The sequence below is a fragment of the Nitrosomonas ureae genome (assembly GCF_900108305.1).
Classification (GTDB): domain Bacteria; phylum Pseudomonadota; class Gammaproteobacteria; order Burkholderiales; family Nitrosomonadaceae; genus Nitrosomonas; species Nitrosomonas ureae_B.
In genome coordinates, this window is sequence record NZ_FNUX01000029.1 from 1 (window position 1) to 19,827 (window position 19,827).

Here is a 19,827-nt window from a genome sequence, read left to right on the forward strand (position 1 = left end):
TACGAATTGCTCGTTCACGGATTTCAGGTGAGTATCTTATCGATTTATTCATAGCTCCATTCTCTCAAGAAATGGAGTCTCCGATAAACCCGGGGCGGTTCAGTTTAGATATCAGATCAAAAATCTTGAGAGATCTGGAATTGTGCTCTAAAAGTTAAAGTTTGTCTAAATTATGACCGCTAGAATCTAGCCGATTAATATTAACGAATGAACGGGGAAGTTAAAACAGAGATGGCATCATGCAATCATGCAATCATGCATATGAAAAAATGCAACTGATTAGGCTATTAAACCAACATGGCTTTACTTTGATTGAGCTGCTTGTCACATTGAGTGTGGCAAGTATTTTGTTATCGGTTGCTGTGCCAAGTTTTAGCACGTTTATCCAAAACAATTTACTGACAACACAAAGTAACAGTTTCTATTCCGCATTGGCTTTAGCTAAAAGTGAATCCGTTCGACGCAGTAGCTCAGTTTCGCTTTGCCCCAGTACAAATGGTACTGGCTGCACAGGGGGAACGACCTGGTCGAATGGCTGGTTAGTGTTTGCCGATGCCAATAATGCTGGTGTAGTTGACGCGGGCGAAGAAATTCTGCGAGTGGGAGCAGCTTTCTCGGGTGGAAACACATTCTCCTCGGGGAAAAATAGGATTACATTTACTGCCAATGGTTATTCTATGGGATTCAGCGATACTTTTACACTGTGTGATAGTCGTGGAGGATCTCACTCCAAAGCTATTATCTTAAATAACCAAGGACGCTTCCGTCTTGAAACAGGGACAAAGCCATGCTGATAAATAATGAATTTTCAATAAAAGGGAAAATTCAGAGCAATGGTTTTAGCTTAATTGAAGTTCTGATTACGGTACTAATTGTGTCTTTTGGTTTACTTGGTATGGCAGCATTGGTTGTGTCCGGTGCGCGTAGTAATAATGTTGCTTACTATCGTTCTGTAGCTAGTAAACAAACGGAGGATATCGCTGACCGTATGCGCGCCAACATCGCGGGTGTGGCAACTGGAGCATATGATGCACTTTCAGCAAGTATCCCAGGCACTGTGGATTGTGTTGCAACTACCTGTAGTCCGGCGCAAATCGCTACTTATGATCATGTATCCTGGAATACAGCCAATGCTAGATTGCTTCCCGGTGGCGTCGGCACTGTAAATGGAAATCTAGCAACGGGATATACAATTACTTTGATGTGGACAGAAAAAGAAATGGCAGATGATCCTAATCCTGGTCCTAATTGTCCAGGTGGGAGTGCAAATACTCAGTGTTTTGTAACAAGGTTTGCGCCGTAATGACTGCTTCAGTAAATCAACAAGGTAGACTCGAGTCCAGGTGCATGAATGGAGAATGGAATGTTCAACAAGGCTTTACTTTGGTTGAATTGATGATTGGCATGGTAGTGGGCTTGGTATTACTACTGGTTATCGGTACCGTTTTTGTCAGTAGCCAAGGAGTTTTTCGTGAGCAGGAAGATAATGCCAGAGTACAGGAAAATGGACGTTTCGCATTGGAGGTTATTGGGCGAAGTGTCAAACAGGCTGGACATGTGGAAATGCCATTTACTGGGTTTAAAGTTGAATTCGAAGGCACCGCCATTAGCGGCACTAATGGTGGAGCAGGTGTGGCCGATACCTTGACTGTGCAATTTGAGGGGGCAATTGGAGACAGTGATTGCGATGGTACAGGGGTAACTGTCGCGGGCACAATTATCCAGAATCATTTTAATATTGATGCAGCCAATGCGGAATTACGGTGTAAAGGGGAAATTTCCAATACTCCATCAGCACCCGGTGCGCCACCAGTTGGTAACGTATTGCTAAGCAATGCGGAAGATTTACAGATCCTCTACGGAATAGATTCCACAGGTGATCAATCCGTTGATCAATATACCGAGCTGCCAGTCGATTGGGAGCAAGTGGTTACGGTGCGTATTTGTGTCTTGATTCGTTCTGAGAAAACAAATGTGGTTTCCGCGGGTAATTATCTGGATTGTAATGGTGCATCGGTTGCTATTCCGGAAGATAGACGGCTAAGACGTGCTTTTACATCAACTATCAATTTACGTAATCGTATAAATGATACGCCATGAATAGGATTCCTTATTGTTGTCAACGACAAGGTGGTGCTGTTTTTGTGACAGGCCTGATTTTTTTGCTCGCTTTATCTCTTCTGGGAATAACGGCTGCGAAAATGGCAACGATAGAGGAGAGAATGTCGGCCAACATGCGCGATCGCATGCTTGCAATGCAGGCAGCAGAAATGGCTTTACGTTATGCCGAACATCATATTCGTGACAATGATCCTTCTACCAATTCGCCTAAATCAATTGAGGGTATGAGTGAGTTTGACACAAACTGCACTGACGGATTCTGTTATTACGGCGCTGGTGTTGATGCTCCGAATAGATCTTGGGAGACTTACTGTAATCCGGTTTGCCCAATTAATTATGTTGAAGGTAACGTTTTTAGATTTAACGACATTCCTTACACAGCACCTGGTTTACCCGCCGGTGTGCCCGCACCCACCTATTTGATTGAAGGAATACAGAAAACACCGCCCGGTAATACTTTAAGATACTACTATCGTATTACTGTACGGGCTCAAGGAGCCAAGCAAGGTACCGTTGTATGGATACAAGAAATTTTTAGACCATAACAACAAAATACTGTCAGGAATACAAAATCATGAAGAAAAATTTTTTATACGGCTTTTTAACATTTAAGAAAATAATAGGTTTTTCATTCATGCTTTTAACTGGCAGTGTGCATGCTCTTCCACCGTTGTCGAATACGCCACTTTTTCTGGGAGGAAATATTTCTCCGAATGTCATGTTCACACTTGATGATTCCGGATCGATGCAATTCGAAATCATGCCGGAGAGCTTGATAATTCAAAGCGCACGTTATACGTTTCCTCGTGCGTCTGGTGTTTATGGCGCCTCGGATTACAACAATTATGTTGTCGATTTTGACTTAACTAACAAATACACCGCCTCGCTGCGTTCCAGTTACGTCAACAAAATCTACTACGATCCCGCGGTAAGGTATCTGCCTTGGAGTAACGCCGATGGATCGTTGATGAATAACGCCGCTCCGACATGTGCTTATCACAATCCATATAATACTGCCGCTGGCTGCCGTAACCTGACAGTTAATAATAAACAAACAGCAACTTGGCTGCAAGATAACGGAACCCTTTCCGGCAGTCTGTCGAAAACTTTCTACCCCGCCGTTTACTATAAATACAACGGTGGCAGTATCAATAGTGCCGGCAGTTATACAAAAGTTGAAATCAAGTCCTCAACTTCTACTTACACGGGTAGTTCCAACCGCTCGGATTGTGCTGCAGCTCCAACTTGTACTTATAATGAAGAAATCCAGAATTTTGCCAATTGGTATACTTATTATCGTTCGCGCATTTTATTATCCCGTGCAGGAGTAGGTCGGGCGTTTGCAGCACAAGGAAATACCATGCGGGTTGGTTTTGCAGCTATCAATAAAGGTTCGACAACGATTGATGGTGTGGCGACAACAGTAGTCAAAACAGGTGTGCGGCAGTTCACGGGTACGGACAGAACAAATTTCTTTGCCAATCTATATGATCATGATATTCCTGCAGCAGGTACACCGCTGCGAGAAGCAGTGCTCGCTGTTGGTGAATACTTTAAAAGAACGGACGATAAAGGTCCTTGGGGTCTGACACCAGGTTCGAGCGGCGGTACCCAGCACGAATGCCGACAGAATTATAATATTTTGATGACAGATGGTTACTGGACTAAGGGTGATATATCTGATCTGAATAATTCGGATAATTTGCCAGGTTCTGCTATTACCAACGACTCTTCACCTGCGATCCCCGCAACATATACATATATTCCATCGCTTCCTTATTCGGATGCTTATGGTGATACATTAGCTGATGCAGCCATGCAATATTGGAAAAATGATTTACGCACGGATCTGCCGAATAAAGTACCTACCAATCCACACGATCCGGCATTCTGGCAGCACGTGGTCACGTTTACTGTAGGACTGGGAGTGACTGGCACATTGACTGAATTACCCTCAGGAGCGCAATCCTGGCCGGATCCGGAAAAAAATGAGGCAGCAAAAATAGATGACTTATGGCATGCCGCTGTCAATAGTCGAGGAGAATTCTTTAGTGCCGCCGATCCCACTACATTTGCAAATGCATTAACCAGCGCACTAAAGACCGTTGTGGCTCGAACGGGGTCGGCTTCTGCCGTTGCAGCCAATTCTAGCTCATTAAAGATGAATGGACGCGCCTATCAAGCAAAGTTTAATAGCGGCGATTGGAGTGGACAATTATTATCAATTCCGATTAGCCCTGCTGGAATAGAAGGTACTCCGGAATGGAATGCCGGAGAAGTTTCACTTGCATCAGGAGTGATTAACTCCGCTTCACGAGTCATGATCACAAAAGGTGTTAGTGATGGAGTTTCATTTGAGTATGGTAATTTAACTACTATACAAAAAGCTTTTCTTAACAAGGATGCTTCTGGTACAACCGATAATTGTGGTCCGGAGAGAGTGGCGTTTCTGAGAGGAGATTCAACGCGAGAAAGCGCAACCGGAACATTTACCTGTTCCAGTTCCACCTCAGTCAATAATTTCCGTCCTCGTCCTACCAGCAAACTTGGTGATATTGTGAGCTCTGGCCCGCTTTATGTAGGAAAGCCTGGTGCAGGTTATTCAGATGTAGATCATCCCGGTTATAAGTCCTTTTATACTAACTATAAGGATAGAGTTCCGATGATATACATTGGCGCCAATGACGGAATGCTGCATGGATTTAATGCCTGTGTTCCTGGAATAACGGCAGGATGTACGGCAGCGGATGCGGGGAAAGAATTGTTGGTTTATATTCCTAGTGTGGTTTATGAGAATCTGAATAGGCTAACGGACAAAAATTATAACGCGAATCATCGCTATTTCGTCGACGGATCCCCCATGGCGGCAGATGTTTATTCTAGCTCTACATCGAGCTGGAGGACTGTTCTTGTTGGCGGTTTGAATGGGGGGGGGCAAGGGTATTATGCGTTAGATGTTACAAATCCAGCTGATGCAACAAAATCAGCGCCGACTTTTGCTGCTGCGAATGCAGCAAGTATATTATTGTGGGAGTTTACCAGTGCTGATGATGCCGATATGGGCTATAGCCATAATTATCCGCAAATTAATTCGTTTACCGGCCAGGCAATGCAAATCGTCAAAATGGAGAACAACCAATGGGCCGTTATTGTCGGTAATGGATATAACAGCACGGGCGGTAAAGCGGTACTTTATATTTTGTTTATTACCGGAGGTGAGGATGGTACTTGGACAGCTGGAACGGATTATATTAAATTGATTGCCGATCCTGGTACCGGCAATGGTCTTTCGACTCCGATCCCCTTTGATTCAACGGGTAATGGTAAGGTTGATGTAATATACGCGGGTGATATCAAAGGGAATTTGTGGAAATTCGATGTAAGTTCTGCTACGCCTGCAAATTGGAAGGTGGGTATCAATGGCGTGCCTTTATTTGTATCAGGAACATCGAAGCCTATCATTTTCCCACCTTCTGTGAGCTTTCATCCAAAAGGGGGGCAACTGGTTTTATTCGGTACAGGAAAATACTTGGAGACTGTAGATACAACCAGTATAAATCCCCAAACTATTTACGGAATATGGGATGATAGCGCCGTAGCGACAATAACGGCCGAAGCGCTTGTTCAACAGGTGATAACTGACGGAGCAATCAGGACCGCAACGCAAAATTTAGTACCCTATTCCACTACAATTAAGGGCTGGTACGCAAATCTTCCTGTCAGCGGTGAAAGGATTACAGGTGTACCAGATTTGGAAGATGGAATCTTGGTAATTTCGACTATTGTGCCTTCTATATCACCATGCGATTTTGGTGGCCGGGGAATTGCTAATGCGCTCGATTTTTTGACGGGTGGAATGCTTCCATTTCCAGCATTTGATACCAATAGAAATAGGGTTCTTGCGTTAGATGATGGATTATCTTCAGGCGTGGAGATAGGGTTTTCTGTGGGAGGTGTTACGCGGATTAGAGGTGATTCGAATTCTGATATACTTTTGCACTCAACAGCTAACGGCTTGCTCTCACAGACAACTACTGCAAAAGGTGCTGCTGGATTACGTGGCAGGATCACATGGCGCGAGTTATCGCATTAAAATAAACTTAGTAAATTAAATATTTTTAATCATTAGTCATTGTGATTGTTTCTAGGATTTATGTTCACAAGAAACTAATGAGTAATATTTGTAACAGACGAGCATCTAAATTATTTATAGAATATTCCATGAGATTAATATCCGAGAGGAGAGACTTACAGGTTATGAAGCAATCTTTCAATACGTTTAAAGCAATGGGATTTACATTGATAGAATTAATGATAACAGTGGCGATCCTTGGTATTATCGCTGCCGTCGCTCTTCCATCCTATCAGGATTATGTAAGGCAATCTAACAGGATTGTAGCAAAATCAATGCTGTATGAGAATGCTCAATTTATGGAGCGATTTTATTCACAGAATAATCAGTATGACGCAACTGTAGGTGCAGATGGAATGATTGATACCGGTGATGATATTGCCGTAGTGCTACCTATTCTCCAATCACCGAAAACTGGAACAAGGCAGTATGATATTTCATTACAGTCAGTATTAAACAATACTTTCGTACTTCGGGCAGTACCAACCGGTTCAATGGCGGGAGATATCTGCGGTACGCTTACTTTGAGTAATACAGGTGCTCAAGGCGCTGATGGAAATGTTGCAGATTGCTGGAATCGCTAGCCCGACATACCAATTTAACTGCATAGCGAAAATTTCTAATAACACGTTTTGAAGAATAGTGACCCAGAATAAGCCGGGTAAAGTGTGGTATCGAATACCGGAGCATAATGCTTAACGGCAGGTTGAGCGTATTTCAGCCTCTCAGGGGATTGGACGAGAGTTTCCCGATGATAGTGAGAGGCTTAAATTCTTGAACCGCTTTTACTTCAATGAAAACTCTACTCGATTGCCTGCTTTCTGTTCATCTGCTTTAGTTTCATGGGTGCTGACGACGAATATTCGTTCGCTGGGAATCCCTCCATTTTCAATCAGCCAGTTACGTGCCGCATTAGCGCGGTTTTCTGCCAGTACTTCCAGGTCATTATCATGAATCACTGTATGTTCAAGCATGAGTTGTTCCATTTCGGCATCAGGAAGACTCTTGGTTAGGCCAATGATATTCTTTGGTTTCTCAAAATCTTCTTTTTTATAAGCCATTTCAAGGTATTTGCTATATTCTTCCGGATCTAATGTTATATCTGTAAGAGTGCCGCTGGTAATGCCTTTCTTGACATCTCCGGCTAACTTTTGCGCTTTCACTTTGTTTTGCAGCATTGCTAGCTTCAATCCTTCATGATCAGCGACAGGATCGACTCGACCGGAAATTTCCAATTCCAGAGACGGACGGTCATTTAAAATTTCGGATAAGGTTTGCAAGCGTTGCAGAGATTCATCTTCGATGTTTGCAAAACCGGGAGTGAAGGTGATTTCAGATAATTCTTCGCCACCCTCAAATGCTGCGCCCAGTAATGTAAAAGGAGAGGTAATCGCTTTGGTGATGAGATTCACAAATGCCTGGAAAATAATGTCGCCAAGGTTGAATTCAGGATCATTAATCGATCCTTTAAGCGGCAGGTGTATGTCAATTTCGCCGCGGCGGTTTTTAAGCAGCGTAATCGCCAGATCGAGCGGTAGAGAGACGGCATTTTCGCGATCAATTTTTTCTCCGAGGGTAAATTGATCCAGAAAGATTTTGTTATCAGCTGATAAAGCGCCATTCTTAATCTGGTAATTGACATCGGCTGACAGTTTGCCTTTTTCAATTGCATAACCAATGAATTTTCCTGAATAAGGACTGAAGGGGGGTAAATCGATATCTTTAACTTGCGCTACGATATCCATTTGCAATTCAGCACTAAATGCATCGATCGACCCACTGATTTTCAACGGTGAGGTTTTTCCAACCATACCCTGTATGTCGATTTTTCCGAATTTTTCGGTTTGCAATGGGCCAATCTGCCCTGATAGTGAAGATAATTTGGCGCGGTAATTCGGTTTAATAAATCGATCATTGAAATCAATGCTGCCTTGCTGCAGAGAAATGTTATCGATATGAACCGATGCTGGTTTTTGAAGCTCGGCAGGCTGAGTATCCGCAGGGGATGCATTGGCGACCGTCACAGGAGGATCTAATGGGACATCCTGCCGAACAATATGTTTGAGGTTGAGGCTGCCATCCGGTAGAAGCGTTATACGTGCAAAAAAGTCACTTAATTTGATTGCTTTAATGTTCATCTGGAGTGGATTATTAACAAATTTCAAGTCGTTGATATCTAGTTTTTTCCAGCGCAGCAGATCACGTGTGGTTATTGGATCAAACACATTGAAATTCGCCAGATTCCCATGCCCACCAAGCTGAATTTTCAGCGGATCGCCTTGCGCTTTGATAGTACCGTTAAAGGAAATATCACCGCTGGTCAGCAAGGCGGTCAATCTATCACCGCCCCAACCTTGTAAGGACACCAGATCAACGTTATCAAGATTCAGAGTTAAATCCGTCACAAGCGGCGCCCACCCCAATGAACCATCGACTTTGATTTGACCGCGTTGATTGACTTGAGCTTGCAATGTAAGATTCGATGGCGTAGCGCCACTCAGATCAACGTTATCTACTGTAAGACTCAGACTCTCGATAACCATCGGAGTAAGTTTTTCCAGTGTAAGATCTTCGTAACGCAGAGCAGCTTCATTAAGTTTTATGCGTTTGATTTGAGTAGTCCACTGCGCCTTGTTATTGTTGGAAGATGCTTCTTCGCCCGAAGGTGCGGATAGAACAGCGGAGTCACTAGGATTCGTTTTGCTTTCAGCCACTTTGATCCTATCGGCGCCGGAATAAGCTGGTTTTCTGCCAGGGATAGGAATGTTTCTTTGCGGTTTTACTTCGGCTGCTTGGACTTGTCCTTGAGTCTGAGTTTGAGGCTGTACATGTGCATCGGTAGGTTCAAACATACGGGTTAGGTTTATTTTGCCGTCAGATTCTCGACGTAGGATCGTATTCAGGCGATCCAGGGCGATTTCATCCAAAGCGATCTCGCGCGATTTGATATTGACCAGGATGCGGTCGATAGACAGCTGAGCGAGTGATAAGGCAGTCTCACTTTCGCCTTCACGCGTTAATTCGACTTGATCCATTTTTAATTTAATTTGCGATGGGTTGTTACGCATCAAATCTACCTGGGTCAGTGCAATGTTCAGTTCTTTTACATTCGTGCGATAAGGCGCAGCTACCGTAGTATCTTTTATAGCTAATTGCTGCAATATCGTATTGCCGGTAAGCATAATAATGGGCGCCTGGTCTGGTTCCTGTGTAAACGTAAGAAGCAAATCACTGTCGAGAAAACCTGAAAGGAGCCTGATTCCCTGAGGCAGAGGTGCATATCGATCAAATTCGGACAAATCGATTTTATTGAATTTAAGCGCTAACGTTGCTTCCTGCGGGACTGTAAAAGGGCGCAGCTTGCCTTCCAGTGCAAAGGGCGATCCGTTAATTTTTGCGCTAAAGTGGGGCTCTATCCAATGTTCTAATGCACTATCAAAATTAGCAATAACAGGAATGCCCAGATTAATTTCAGTGATCTGATGATCTGTCTGCATGTGCCGATCAATAAACTCAAAATGTCCTTCCTGAATCGTAATATTACTGATCGAGAATTGGGCGCCATCATCATCTTTTTCATCCGAGGGTTGACTGAATTTCTCCAGTAAATCAGAAATGTTTAGTTGGTCCTTTGTTTCTCGAATCAAACGAAATTTAGGATGTGTCAGAGCAATTGCTGTGATCACGGGTGCACGTTGTTTCAGCGACTTGATACTGAGATCGATATATAGTCTGTTAAAAGAAAAAAGCGATTCACCTGGTTCGTCACTATCCGCTTTCACGCCCACTTGAAAACCGTGCACAATCAATTCCAGCGTATGTGGTTTGATTTCGATCGAGGCTACTGTGACAGGACGCTGCAGGAACTCGGATAAGCGTATCTCGAGTTGAGACTTTGCATAACCGGGCAACCAGAAATAGCTGATGGCTGCCAAAAGAATAATCAGAACTGCTATCACGCCGAGACTGATGCCCAGACGTTTGTATCCAATGAAACGTTGCGGTGTGGTCGTAGTCATAGCAGCTCCCTGTCACTCTCAGTAGATTATGAAACGCTCAGGCCGATTAAAGCGTCCCGCCGCAACCGGCGAGAATTGCTCTCTAGGCCGGTGATTTACAACTCGCCGGCCTAGAGAAGCGAAGAATTAAATTTGAAGCGATTAAATGAATTTAAGAATTGAGGGGCAAATGAGCTATTCGGAGGTAATAAAACAATTCACCTGATAGCTTATTACAGTATTTGCCTAACTGTCGTATAAAATACAAATCTTAATAATGTGCATCTTTTTTTAGACTAATCAATTCTACGTCAAAAATCAAAGTAGCATTCGGTGGAATGATATTTCCGGCGCCACGTGCTCCATACGCCATTGATGGTGGAATAATCAGAGTACGATGCCCTCCTACTTTCATTCCTTGAACGCCGTGATCCCATCCTTTAATGACGCGACCGGCTCCCAGCATGAATGAAAAATACTCTTTGCGATCAAAGGAGCTGTCAAATTTGGGACCTTTTTTGTCAGGTGCATCCTCATCATAGAGCCATCCGGTATAATGCACATTGACCGTTTTTCCAACTTCCGCTTCTTCTCCTGTACCGATCTTGTTATCAATTTTTTGCAATTCGGAATCATCTGCGGCTGCGTGCTCTTTATAAGCAAATGCAGCGTGGGATAGTGCTAACAACGCGAACAACAGGAAGCTTATATTAATTAGTATTTTGATATTGCGCATAATTTCCTCAAGAATAAAATAAAATCCGGTTAATGAATAATGTGCCTTTGGTATTATAGCTGCTAACGTTAATTCCTGATCTGCAGTCGATTGAAATGATGGTTGCTTTTTGGATCAAACTTAATTAAGTTATAGACATTAAATAAATCTTTTGCCCTCAAACACATTAATTACACAATTAAAATGCATACTTCGGAGCAGCAAGAAGCAAACCAAAACGAACGGCAAGTTGCGGATAAGCAAATGACCGATTTGTTATGTCTGCATGGTTCACCGGTTGTACGCATTCTGTATTTGAGCGCTGGTTTTCTGGCATTGCTGCTTGGTGTATTAGGAGCGGTCTTGCCGGTGCTGCCTACCACACCATTTGTGCTTCTGGCGGCTGCCTGTTTTGCGCGTGGTTCAGAACGCTTCCATCGTAAATTGCTGGAAAATCGGATAGCGGGCCCGATAATTCGCGAATGGAATATTTATCACAGTATCCAGCATCGCGTCAAACGCTGGGCATATTTACTAATGTCATTATCATTTGGCAGTTCTATTTTGATCGTACCCGAGTTGTGGCAAAAAATCATGCTAATTGTGATCGGGAGTATATTGGCCTTTTATATCTGGCGCATTCCTGTAAGAGAAGTCTGATATATTTTTCTTCTTCAATTAATTGGATTCACTTAACCTGTTTGTTTAGGTCTTACATGTAATGAATACTTTAAATCGCATCTCTAGCCAAGCTTTGTTGACGATCGGTTGCGCACTGTTTTTTTGTGATTCGATGGCAAATGCCGGAACCGGAGAGCAAATGACTACGCTCGCAGATCAGAAATCAGTGGCGGTCACTATTTACAACAATGACTTGGCTCTGGTAAAGGATTCACGCCAGGTTAATCTTGTCAGCAATGATTTTAGTCTGGCATGGCGCGATGTCAGTGCGCAAATACGGCCGGAAACCGCATTGCTGCGCAGCGTCAGTTATCCGGGTGGCATTGCCGTAGCTGAGCAAAATTTCAATTTTGATTTGCTGACACCGCAAAGCCTGCTCAACAAATATATTGGGCAAACGGTAACCATCATTAAAATCAATCCGGCAACCGGTGCAGAAAGCAGGGAACATGCAGTGGTGCTGGCTGCCAGCGAGGGGGTCGTATTAAAGATGGCCGATCGTATTGAGACGGGTATTCCCGGCCGGATAGTTTTTGAGAATGTGCCGAACAACTTGCGTGACCGTCCTACGCTGGTGATTAAAGGGAATCGTAGCGATCCCGCGACACAGGAATTGGAGCTCAGTTATTTGACAAGCGGCTTGTCCTGGAAGGCGGATTATGTTGCAGAACTGAATGACGCCGATGATCAAATGGATTTATCCGGCTGGGTTACGTTGACCAATACCAGTGGAACCCATTATTCCCGGGCAAAACTACAATTGGTGGCTGGCGATATTAACCGGGTACAGCAGGAACTTGCCGCTCCTATGGCAATGCGAGGCAAGGTGGCATTCGATGCTGCGGAACTGTCAATGAATCAGGAGTCTTTGATGGAGTATCATTTATACCATCTGAATAGGCCGACGACTCTCGCTGAAAATCAAACCAAGCAAGTTGCATTGCTCAATGCTGTCAGCGTACCTGTGCGCAAGGAGCTTGTTCTGGCCGGTAACGATTACTATTATGCTTCGAGCCATGGCGATCTCGGGCAAAAGCTCAAGGTAAGCGTATTTGTGCAATTTGACAATAAAGAATCGGTACGATTAGGTATGCCTTTGCCCAAAGGCACAATGCGTGTGTATAAGCGCGATAAAACGGGCAATGCGCAATTCGTGGGTGAAGACTGGATTGATCACACACCGATCAACGAGACTGTGCGGTTGAAGCTGGGTCAATCGTTTGATGTGACGGCAGCCCGGAAACAAACCGATTTCAAGCAGTTAAGCACTGGTAATAATAATACTGCTATTAATCGCTTTGAAAGTGCTTATGAAATCACACTCAAGAATGCGAAAAAGGAAGCGGTTACGGTGCTTGTGCAAGAACCTATCCCAGGGGATTGGAAAATTATTGAAGAAAGTCAGCTCCATAGCAAACCTGTTAGCAATCTGGCGGTGTGGAAAGTAGAAGTGCCTGCGGAAGGATCATTGACGCTTAATTATAGAGTTCAGGTGAGGTATTGAGTAAATATTTTTTAGGATTATATTCCAGAATTGAATCGAACTAATTCTTCCCAATCGATTTCTCCAGTATCCTTGCAAAAGCTATTGGAGAATTCTTTCGTGAATTTATTAATCATTTGTGCATAAGATTTAACGAAATCATCATTTTTTTCTTTTGCATTGTGTCCAAGTGGTTCAATAATTTCTGTAAATAGTTCGTTGTTGCCTGATATGAATTCCCAAAAACGTTGACCGCAATACTTGAAATAATCCCCTTTATCCGGCTTGCTGTCTTTGCCGTAACAGCACCCATTTACAGCAATGATATTCAATTGCGAATTACTGGTTCTCAATGTCTTTTTGGCAATTTTGAAGTCTGTGACCATTTTTGCTATTTGTGAACTATTTCCCCAATTCGGTCCGGATTTGATCGTTACAATGTCACAATGTTTCTAATACCGTGGTTATCGAATTCAAGATCAATGCCTGTTATGCCTGATTTGCGACCATTATAAGTTTTATTGTTAATGAAAATAGCAAGCCCTTCCAGCCAGTCGCCAAAAATGGTTTCCTCATTTGACGAGATATGCGCATCTACCAAGCCTTTTATTATTTGCTCAGCAGTTAATACATCTTTTGCTTTAAACAAATAGGGGTTTTTTCGTTTTAGAACTTGCGACAGTTTTAATCTGTCAAGGCTTTGGATGCGCTTCTGATGGAAAATTCCAATATTTCCCTCAACGTATAGTGATACGTCTTTTAGGTTTAACAGTTTCATAAACCGCCTTAGGTTCGAAGAGGCACAATTCTACGGGTTTTAATTGCTTTCTTACCATTTCGCAGTACTCAGGAACGATATCGATACCAACTGAATTTCGCTTCATCCGATTTGCGACAATTAACGTAGTTCCAGATCCCATAAATGGATCAAGTACGCTATCATTTTCTTTTGTAAAAAGTTTAATAAACCATTCAGGCAGTTCTTCGGGAAAAGCCGCGCTATGATTTTTATTGTTACATTCTGTTGCTAAATGTAACACATTGGATGGATATGCTTTTTCCCTGTAAAGCCAGTTTGAGATATTCTTGCCAAATCCGCTGCCAACTTTTGAGTTATCTCGGAGTTTGTCGGTTTCAGAAAGGTTTTTTAGCCTTGAATTTGCCCAATCGCCCATTGGTACCATGACTTCTTCTTGGTACATATTGAATTTTCTATTCTTGTTAAATTGAAGAAGCCGTTCCCAAGCATCGCGGAAACGGTTAGGCCATTTCCCAGGATAGCAATTTTTCTTATGCCAGATAAACTCTTCTGTCCACAACCATCCTTGTTTGCGCATTTCTAAAATGAGCTCAATGACATAAGTGCTTCGTTCGCCTTCTACTACCTTTTCCTTAATATTTAACACAAAAGTTCCGGTAGGTTTTAGAACTCTCAAAAGCTGCGCTGAAATCGGCAAAAACCATTCTACATATTTATCATGGTGAATACCGCCATATGTGTTTTTCCGCTGGTCTGCGTAAGGTGGTGACGTAATGATAAGATCAATAGAATCATCGGAAAGCAGCTTTAATTGTTCTGCGCTGTCGCCATGATAGATGTCAGCAGTTATCTCCATTTCATATATTCATCCGTATTAGGTGCTCTTTGTCATGATTGTCTATCAAACAGCCAGCAAATTAAGATACAAAGTCTTGTGAGTCAAGTCAATAGAAGGGTTTATCAGAATTATGTTTTATATAAAAAATATTAATCAGGATAATACCAATAATACCGCCCGCTGCATCAATAAAAAAATCTGCTACGAGAGGGGTGCGGCCTTCGATATAGAGTTGTGCGAGTTCAGTGCCGGCAGATAGAGAAAAAACGATGAATATCACTCGGCTTAAGGGTTCTTGCGCCATCATCACGCTGATAATCAAACCCAGCAAAAGAAAGGAACAGAAATGCCAGATCTTGGATAAATCCCATAGAATAGTGGCTTTAAGAGACTCACTTTGCGTATGAATGTGTGCTTTTACTTCATCGGATACCTGATTCTTGGCATCTTCCGGCAAAGTTGTTCCGGCGATTATGGAAATGAAGGCGCAAACCAGTAATAAGCGCGAAAAAATACTGTGTTTGCTGTTAAAAAGGCATGAGCCCGTCAGCAGCAGAAAGAAAACACCCCATGCCGATAGCGTGATGTTTCTGGTCATTGTAAACATCCGGGTTTCGCGGACGGGATAAAGTTTGATATTGTTTACCTGGAGTAAGCCGGTAGCTTGACTTAGTTGTGCGATTATTCGGATGTTTGGGGTTTCAGGCGAAACAGTAAAAATGCCTTGATAATTTTTCCAATCATGGGTTCCTGTCAGCGATACGATCACGGTGGACAAATCCCAACGTTCCTTTTCTTCATCAACCTGTAGCAGTAGAAGTCTGGCCTGATTCCAGGGCTTCTCGCCAGCTACGACATCATTACATTTCACATTGGCGGATAGCAATAAAATCGTACCCGGCATAACCTCCGGGATGTTCTGATAAATGCTGGTTATGGTTGTTGCGTTATTAGAAAGAAGAGTGAACCCAGTACTTGTAAGATCAACTCGATTATTCCCGAAAGCTTTGTATTGCCAATGGCTGGTTAAAAGCTCGGATCCATTTTGTTCATATTGAGTGATCCAAGTATGGGATGCGATGGTGGCGCCAGCCAATAAAATAAAAAGCCAGCACTGTATTTTAAACAGTGGCATGTATCAGATGCCGTTGATTTGTAGCAGACTCCCTGTATATGCAGGCAGCACACACTGTCTTTACGCGGGCAAAGCGATTCGGGCGTTATTTGTTTGACCTAGAAATACTGAACCATCAGGCTGATATATCCAGCGGCAAAAATAATGAGCACAATAATCACGAGCTTTTTCATCGAATGAATTCCTTTCAGTGAGAGATTAATTAGCTATTGCTGCATTGTAGCGTATAAGTAAAACGCACCTGGGCTGTGCCGTCAAGTATTTTGCATTGCTTTATTGAATGAATGGTCCGTGTGCCTCCAATGCTAATTTAATCATTTGATGCCATGTTTTGCATTTCTCATCGGATGATAATCTTGCGTTAGCGGGACTTGTGGATGGTAGTCTTGACAGAGTTATCGATCCTGGCTTAATGCCCGGAATCACGTTACGCTTAAAGCAGGTTTCGGCTTTTCCACCGTTAAAAAATATGTGGGTAATATGCTGGTGGAATGCAAAAAAAGCTGGAAAATTGTTGACGATCTGTGTGCCAGTTTCAATCATTGAATCCAGGCTTCCAGCGCGGTTGCAGGATTTGAGCACATCCCACAGCGCGATGGGTGATGATTTCAGAGCGATTATCTTTTCTTCATAACGCGAATTTGCTTGAATTCGCAGCAAAGGCGCCATGATTGGCCAAAAGGCATTGCGTGGATGTGCATAATATTGATTCGCCGCAAGTGAAGCTTCGCCGGGCATGCTGCCGAGAATCAGGATTTTTGCATGCCTGCCTGCAATGGGAGCGAAGCTGTGGATGGTTGGCATGATGAATCGAGGCCTATCACACAAGCTTGTCGACATAATAATGCCGCAGGGCATTGCAGTGTTGATCCAATTCATACACCAAGGGTCGGCCGGTAGCCAGTTTCAACTTCATGACCTGTACGGGAGTGAGATGATCCAGTAGCATCATCAATGCGCGCAGGGTATTACGATGAGAGACGATCAGCACGTGTTTTCCCTGCCGGACTTCCGGTTGAATCGTATCCTGCCAATAAGGTTTGAGGCGCGCAAGGGTTTGTTGCATGCTCTCTCCCGTTGGCAGTTCATCGCGATCAATAGTGGCATAATCGGATTGGTTGCCGGGATGGCGGTAATCTCCTTTATTCAGGCTCGGGGGAGCGGCGTCAAATTTGATTTGACAACCCAGAATCGGCCAAATGCCGAATTGCTTAATCGCCGGCCAACGTTCCATGCCTTCCAGTGCCCCGTAATGACGCTCGTTTAAATGCCAGGTTTGTAGCACCGGAATATCCAGGTGCATGGCTGCCAGGACAATGCGTGAAGTTGATGTGGCGCGTTGCAATACGGAAGTAAAACACACATCAAATGTAAAGCCTGCGCGTTTCAGCAAGTAAGCCGCTTGTTCGGCTTCCTGTTCACCTTTGGGGCTCAGTGCTACATTGCTCCAGCCGGTGAATTTTTTGTCACGATTCCAGATGCTTTGTCCATGGCGCAGCAATACCAGTTTTGTCGGGCTTTGCTGAGAAGTGTTTTGCGATGGGATAGCTTCTGGCATCAGCTGCTTTGCCGCTGTGAGGAATGCATAGCAGCTGCGGATGATTCGCGCCAGATTTGTTTTAGCGCCGGCCATAATCCGCTGCGCAGTGTTTGGATATACTGGGAATTGTCTGTCAGATTATTGACCAAACGGCGCTGTGCCTTGCCAAGATTGTGGTATGGCATGCTCATAAAAAGATGGTGCGTGGCATGGTAACGCAGGCCGACGGGTGCCCATAGCGGCGTAATCAGGAAATTGCCGGGAATATTGATCGAGTCCAGATACTGCTCAGACAATGTCATCTTGCGGTCTCCGGGATTGCGGTAAGCGTGTGCAGCCAGCGTACGCAATGAATTGAGAATAAAAACAGTTACCGCGATCAAATACCAGAGTATTAATAACGAATAGGGGAAAACCTCCAGTATCACCAGTGCGATGACAGCTGTGCCAAACAAGCAAGCAGCGATTTCTTGCTGCCGCCAATTGAGGTCGTTGCGAACAGCATTTTCAGCGCGCCGGTAAGTTGGATCAATCGTCAATGACGATGCACGTTTCCATACAACTTTGCGCAGCGGGGGAATCAGATAAGTAAGGGGTGTCAATATCACAAACCGCATCGCCAGAAAGATTGGAATCAGCAGCGACAATAGCACATACACCGCCATTTTTCCGGGCTTGCGCGTCGCAAACGGCAGGTATTCTCCATCTGCATGGGTGCCATATACATCCGGTTTGTGATGATCATTATGCACGCCATCATAAGTAAACGAAGGGATCATGAATGGGATGCCGCTCAAGATGTTCCATGCCAGGCGGAAGTTCTGGAACGTGCCTTTTTTCAAATGTGCCAGCTCATGCACAAAAATCGCCGAGCGGTATAACGCCAGTACAGCGACTATAAAGCTACCCAATTGCCACAGTGATAAAAACGGAGAGAACAATGCAGTGAAGAAAGCAACCCAGCCCAGTGTGACATGAAACAGAAAATCAACCCAATATATCCACGGATTCGGCGTCATCAGATCGCGTACCAGATGATGTGCTTCCCGCAATGGAAACTCCTTGACGTAAGGTGTTTTCTGTTCAATAGTTTGTTCAGTCACTTGTTGTTTCGCATCCTTACAGTTACGGCCAGCAGGTTCGGAGATGTTCCATAATCTGTTGATTGATCGCTGTATCCGTTTTGTTGATTTGACTCAGGTTCGGCACAGCCGGCCAACCTGCATCAATGAATTCCACCCCGGAAAATGACTTAGGGCGGTCATAGCGTGGCAGCACATGAAAATGCACGTCCGGATCAACCATCATCAGCATCAGATAATTGATTTTGTCATATTGAAAAGCCCGGCCTAGCGTCAATTCGATATGGCGGGTTACCTCATGGAGTTCCGTAAAACTCGCTATGCTCAACTCCGGGAAAGCGTTAGCCGGCTCGTGCGCGACTAAAACCAGCGCGCCCAGTGTAGCCTGCGCGGGGCGTAACAGTACTGACCAGTGTTGATACGCTCGGATCACTGTTTCTGGCGCACCGAACTTGCGCATGGTAGCGTTGCAATCTGATGGAACCGGATTCCGCATCATGTGAATTCACTCGCTAAAAATAATTCCCGCCCGTGCCAAGTCCTCGATAAAATCAATTTCGCACCAACGAAAGCCTTTGATAGAACAGGAGTTTACCAAATGTTGCTCGGCTAGGCGATCAATAATCGATAAATACCATGATTTCAGTTCCGCCGGATGTCGCAAAGCCTCTTCCACGGCATTACGAAACGCATGTGCGCCTTGCTCGCGGAAGTAAATCAAACCGATCGATTCCGCGTTGACTTGATGGGGCGGCACGATTTTACTGACTTGCTTTACCCAGCGATCGGCGTCCAGTTGCACTTTCATATCGTCGGCGTCATAAGTATCCTTATCATCTACACTCAGTGTAATGGGCGCAGGCTCTGAATTCAAGACCTTGTTCAGCAACGCCGATTCGATTACGGTATCGCCGTTTAGCAGCAAGAAATCGCCATCCATTTCAGCACGTGCAATCCAGCAGCTTGCCAGATTATCTGCTACCTCATAAAAGGGGTTAAACAGAATTTTAATCTTGGGATGGCTGGCGTAACGTTGTTGCAATAACGCCTCAATCAGAGCTACCTGAAAGCCGGTAATAATCGTAATATCATTTACGCCCACAGCCAGCAAAGCATCAATTTGCCATGCCAGCACAGGTTTATCGGAAACTGGCAATAAGCATTTCGGCATACTCTCGGTTAGCGGCAACAAACGACGGCCCTGCCCGGCGCTCAGAATGATGGCTTTGATCGGTTTCGTGACTTGGTTCGTCATAGATAAATTGATTTTAAGGTGCTTTTCATGCGACGCGATAATGGCAATGCAGCATTGTAACCAAGTTTGGATTTATAAAGTGCGGCA

The 19,827-nt window shown here is 44.1% G+C and carries 19 protein-coding genes; 8 read left to right on the forward strand and 11 right to left on the reverse strand.

Features of this window, described 5'->3' with window-relative positions; all coding sequences use genetic code 11:
- Positions 1-269 precede the first annotated feature (269 nt).
- The 6 genes from C4S39_RS12955 (at position 270) to C4S39_RS12980 (ending at position 6,837) form a co-directional block, all read left to right on the forward strand.
- Complete coding sequence (locus C4S39_RS12955; RefSeq protein ID WP_103967407.1) at positions 270-794, forward strand: GspH/FimT family pseudopilin; 525 nt, start codon at positions 270-272, stop codon at positions 792-794.
- A complete protein-coding gene (gene pilV / locus C4S39_RS12960) occupies positions 788-1,303 on the forward strand; it encodes a type IV pilus modification protein PilV (RefSeq protein WP_103967383.1) in 516 nt (171 codons plus the stop codon). Before C4S39_RS12955 ends, pilV begins: the two co-directional genes overlap by 7 nt.
- A gap of 44 nt (positions 1,304-1,347) precedes the next feature.
- Positions 1,348-2,100, forward strand: a complete 753-nt coding sequence (locus C4S39_RS12965) for a PilW family protein (RefSeq protein WP_258039446.1) — start codon at positions 1,348-1,350, stop codon at positions 2,098-2,100.
- Positions 2,097-2,666 carry a pilus assembly PilX family protein gene (locus tag C4S39_RS12970; RefSeq protein ID WP_103967385.1) on the forward strand — a complete coding sequence of 190 codons (570 nt, stop codon included), beginning with the start codon at positions 2,097-2,099 and terminating at the stop codon, positions 2,664-2,666. Before C4S39_RS12965 ends, C4S39_RS12970 begins: the two co-directional genes overlap by 4 nt.
- Positions 2,667-2,695: 29 nt before the next feature.
- The gene (locus C4S39_RS12975) at positions 2,696-6,214 is read left to right on the forward strand and encodes a pilus assembly protein (protein WP_103967386.1); all 3,519 of its coding nucleotides are present in this window, start codon (positions 2,696-2,698) and stop codon (positions 6,212-6,214) included.
- Positions 6,215-6,378: 164 nt separating this feature from the next.
- Positions 6,379-6,837 carry a type IV pilin protein gene (locus tag C4S39_RS12980; RefSeq protein ID WP_103967387.1) on the forward strand — a complete coding sequence of 153 codons (459 nt, stop codon included), beginning with the start codon at positions 6,379-6,381 and terminating at the stop codon, positions 6,835-6,837.
- Between the two features lie 201 nt (positions 6,838-7,038).
- Here the strand turns inward: C4S39_RS12980 and C4S39_RS12985 are convergent, their stop codons facing one another.
- Both C4S39_RS12985 and C4S39_RS12990 read right to left on the reverse strand, forming a co-directional pair.
- On the reverse strand, positions 7,039-10,272 hold the full coding sequence (locus C4S39_RS12985) for a DUF748 domain-containing protein (RefSeq protein WP_103967388.1): 3,234 nt from the start codon (positions 10,270-10,272) through the stop codon (positions 7,039-7,041).
- 250 nt (positions 10,273-10,522) lie between these two features.
- Positions 10,523-10,987, reverse strand: a complete 465-nt coding sequence (locus C4S39_RS12990; RefSeq protein ID WP_181023826.1) for an FKBP-type peptidyl-prolyl cis-trans isomerase — start codon at positions 10,985-10,987, stop codon at positions 10,523-10,525.
- Positions 10,988-11,170: 183 nt separating this feature from the next.
- On the opposite strand from C4S39_RS12990, the gene C4S39_RS12995 reads away from it, so the two are divergent.
- Both C4S39_RS12995 and C4S39_RS13000 read left to right on the forward strand, forming a co-directional pair.
- The gene (locus C4S39_RS12995; protein ID WP_103967389.1) at positions 11,171-11,626 is read left to right on the forward strand and encodes a YbaN family protein; all 456 of its coding nucleotides are present in this window, start codon (positions 11,171-11,173) and stop codon (positions 11,624-11,626) included.
- A 61-nt stretch (positions 11,627-11,687) separates the two neighbouring features.
- Positions 11,688-13,151 carry a DUF4139 domain-containing protein gene (locus tag C4S39_RS13000; protein ID WP_181023827.1) on the forward strand — a complete coding sequence of 488 codons (1,464 nt, stop codon included), beginning with the start codon at positions 11,688-11,690 and terminating at the stop codon, positions 13,149-13,151.
- Between the two features lie 17 nt (positions 13,152-13,168).
- Here the strand turns inward: C4S39_RS13000 and C4S39_RS15585 are convergent, their stop codons facing one another.
- The 9 genes from C4S39_RS15585 to C4S39_RS13040 all read right to left on the reverse strand — a co-directional run bounded on the left by C4S39_RS15585 (position 13,169) and on the right by C4S39_RS13040 (position 19,740).
- Positions 13,169-13,570: a PmeII family type II restriction endonuclease gene (locus C4S39_RS15585; protein ID WP_219817967.1), complete on the reverse strand. Its 402-nt coding sequence runs from the start codon at positions 13,568-13,570 to the stop codon at positions 13,169-13,171.
- Positions 13,564-13,908, reverse strand: a complete 345-nt coding sequence (locus C4S39_RS15590) for a PmeII family type II restriction endonuclease (RefSeq protein WP_219817966.1) — start codon at positions 13,906-13,908, stop codon at positions 13,564-13,566. Before C4S39_RS15590 ends, C4S39_RS15585 begins: the two co-directional genes overlap by 7 nt.
- Positions 13,868-14,746, reverse strand: coding sequence for a DNA-methyltransferase (locus tag C4S39_RS13010; RefSeq protein ID WP_103967390.1), 879 nt, complete (start codon positions 14,744-14,746; stop codon positions 13,868-13,870). Before C4S39_RS13010 ends, C4S39_RS15590 begins: the two co-directional genes overlap by 41 nt.
- Positions 14,747-14,834: 88 nt before the next feature.
- A complete protein-coding gene (locus tag C4S39_RS13015; protein ID WP_103967391.1) occupies positions 14,835-15,863 on the reverse strand; it encodes a VanZ family protein in 1,029 nt (342 codons plus the stop codon).
- A gap of 273 nt (positions 15,864-16,136) precedes the next feature.
- Positions 16,137-16,667 (reverse strand): DNA-deoxyinosine glycosylase, encoded by a 531-nt coding sequence (locus C4S39_RS13020; RefSeq protein WP_103967392.1) that lies wholly within the window; start codon positions 16,665-16,667, stop codon positions 16,137-16,139.
- Between the two features lie 16 nt (positions 16,668-16,683).
- Positions 16,684-17,421: a 2,3-bisphosphoglycerate-dependent phosphoglycerate mutase gene (locus C4S39_RS13025; protein ID WP_103967393.1), complete on the reverse strand. Its 738-nt coding sequence runs from the start codon at positions 17,419-17,421 to the stop codon at positions 16,684-16,686.
- Positions 17,421-18,506: a fatty acid desaturase family protein gene (locus C4S39_RS13030; RefSeq protein ID WP_103967394.1), complete on the reverse strand. Its 1,086-nt coding sequence runs from the start codon at positions 18,504-18,506 to the stop codon at positions 17,421-17,423. The genes C4S39_RS13025 and C4S39_RS13030 overlap by 1 nt, the downstream gene beginning before the upstream one ends.
- A 22-nt stretch (positions 18,507-18,528) precedes the next feature.
- Positions 18,529-18,984, reverse strand: coding sequence for an HIT family protein (locus tag C4S39_RS13035; protein ID WP_103967395.1), 456 nt, complete (start codon positions 18,982-18,984; stop codon positions 18,529-18,531).
- Positions 18,985-18,990: 6 nt separating this feature from the next.
- The gene (locus C4S39_RS13040) at positions 18,991-19,740 is read right to left on the reverse strand and encodes a phosphocholine cytidylyltransferase family protein (RefSeq protein ID WP_103967396.1); all 750 of its coding nucleotides are present in this window, start codon (positions 19,738-19,740) and stop codon (positions 18,991-18,993) included.
- Between the last annotated feature and the right edge of the window lie 87 nt (positions 19,741-19,827).

Coding starts and splice junctions, on each gene's coding strand:
- C4S39_RS12970 (WP_103967385.1), top strand. CDS start 2,097: ATGAATAGGATTCCTTATTGTTGTCAACGACAAGGTGGTGCTGTTTTT.
- C4S39_RS15590 (WP_219817966.1), bottom strand. CDS start 13,908: ATGAAACTGTTAAACCTAAAAGACGTATCACTATACGTTGAGGGAAAT.
- C4S39_RS12990 (WP_181023826.1), bottom strand. CDS start 10,987: ATGCGCAATATCAAAATACTAATTAATATAAGCTTCCTGTTGTTCGCG.
- C4S39_RS13010 (WP_103967390.1), bottom strand. CDS start 14,746: ATGGAGATAACTGCTGACATCTATCATGGCGACAGCGCAGAACAATTA.
- C4S39_RS12955 (WP_103967407.1), top strand. CDS start 270: ATGCAACTGATTAGGCTATTAAACCAACATGGCTTTACTTTGATTGAG.
- C4S39_RS13000 (WP_181023827.1), top strand. CDS start 11,688: ATGAATACTTTAAATCGCATCTCTAGCCAAGCTTTGTTGACGATCGGT.
- C4S39_RS13035 (WP_103967395.1), bottom strand. CDS start 18,984: ATGATGCGGAATCCGGTTCCATCAGATTGCAACGCTACCATGCGCAAG.
- C4S39_RS12965 (WP_258039446.1), top strand. CDS start 1,348: ATGAATGGAGAATGGAATGTTCAACAAGGCTTTACTTTGGTTGAATTG.
- C4S39_RS12995 (WP_103967389.1), top strand. CDS start 11,171: ATGCATACTTCGGAGCAGCAAGAAGCAAACCAAAACGAACGGCAAGTT.
- pilV (WP_103967383.1), top strand. CDS start 788: ATGCTGATAAATAATGAATTTTCAATAAAAGGGAAAATTCAGAGCAAT.
- C4S39_RS13040 (WP_103967396.1), bottom strand. CDS start 19,740: ATGACGAACCAAGTCACGAAACCGATCAAAGCCATCATTCTGAGCGCC.
- C4S39_RS13020 (WP_103967392.1), bottom strand. CDS start 16,667: ATGCCAACCATCCACAGCTTCGCTCCCATTGCAGGCAGGCATGCAAAA.
- C4S39_RS12985 (WP_103967388.1), bottom strand. CDS start 10,272: ATGACTACGACCACACCGCAACGTTTCATTGGATACAAACGTCTGGGC.
- C4S39_RS13015 (WP_103967391.1), bottom strand. CDS start 15,863: ATGCCACTGTTTAAAATACAGTGCTGGCTTTTTATTTTATTGGCTGGC.
- C4S39_RS12980 (WP_103967387.1), top strand. CDS start 6,379: ATGAAGCAATCTTTCAATACGTTTAAAGCAATGGGATTTACATTGATA.
- C4S39_RS13025 (WP_103967393.1), bottom strand. CDS start 17,421: ATGCCAGAAGCTATCCCATCGCAAAACACTTCTCAGCAAAGCCCGACA.
- C4S39_RS12975 (WP_103967386.1), top strand. CDS start 2,696: ATGAAGAAAAATTTTTTATACGGCTTTTTAACATTTAAGAAAATAATA.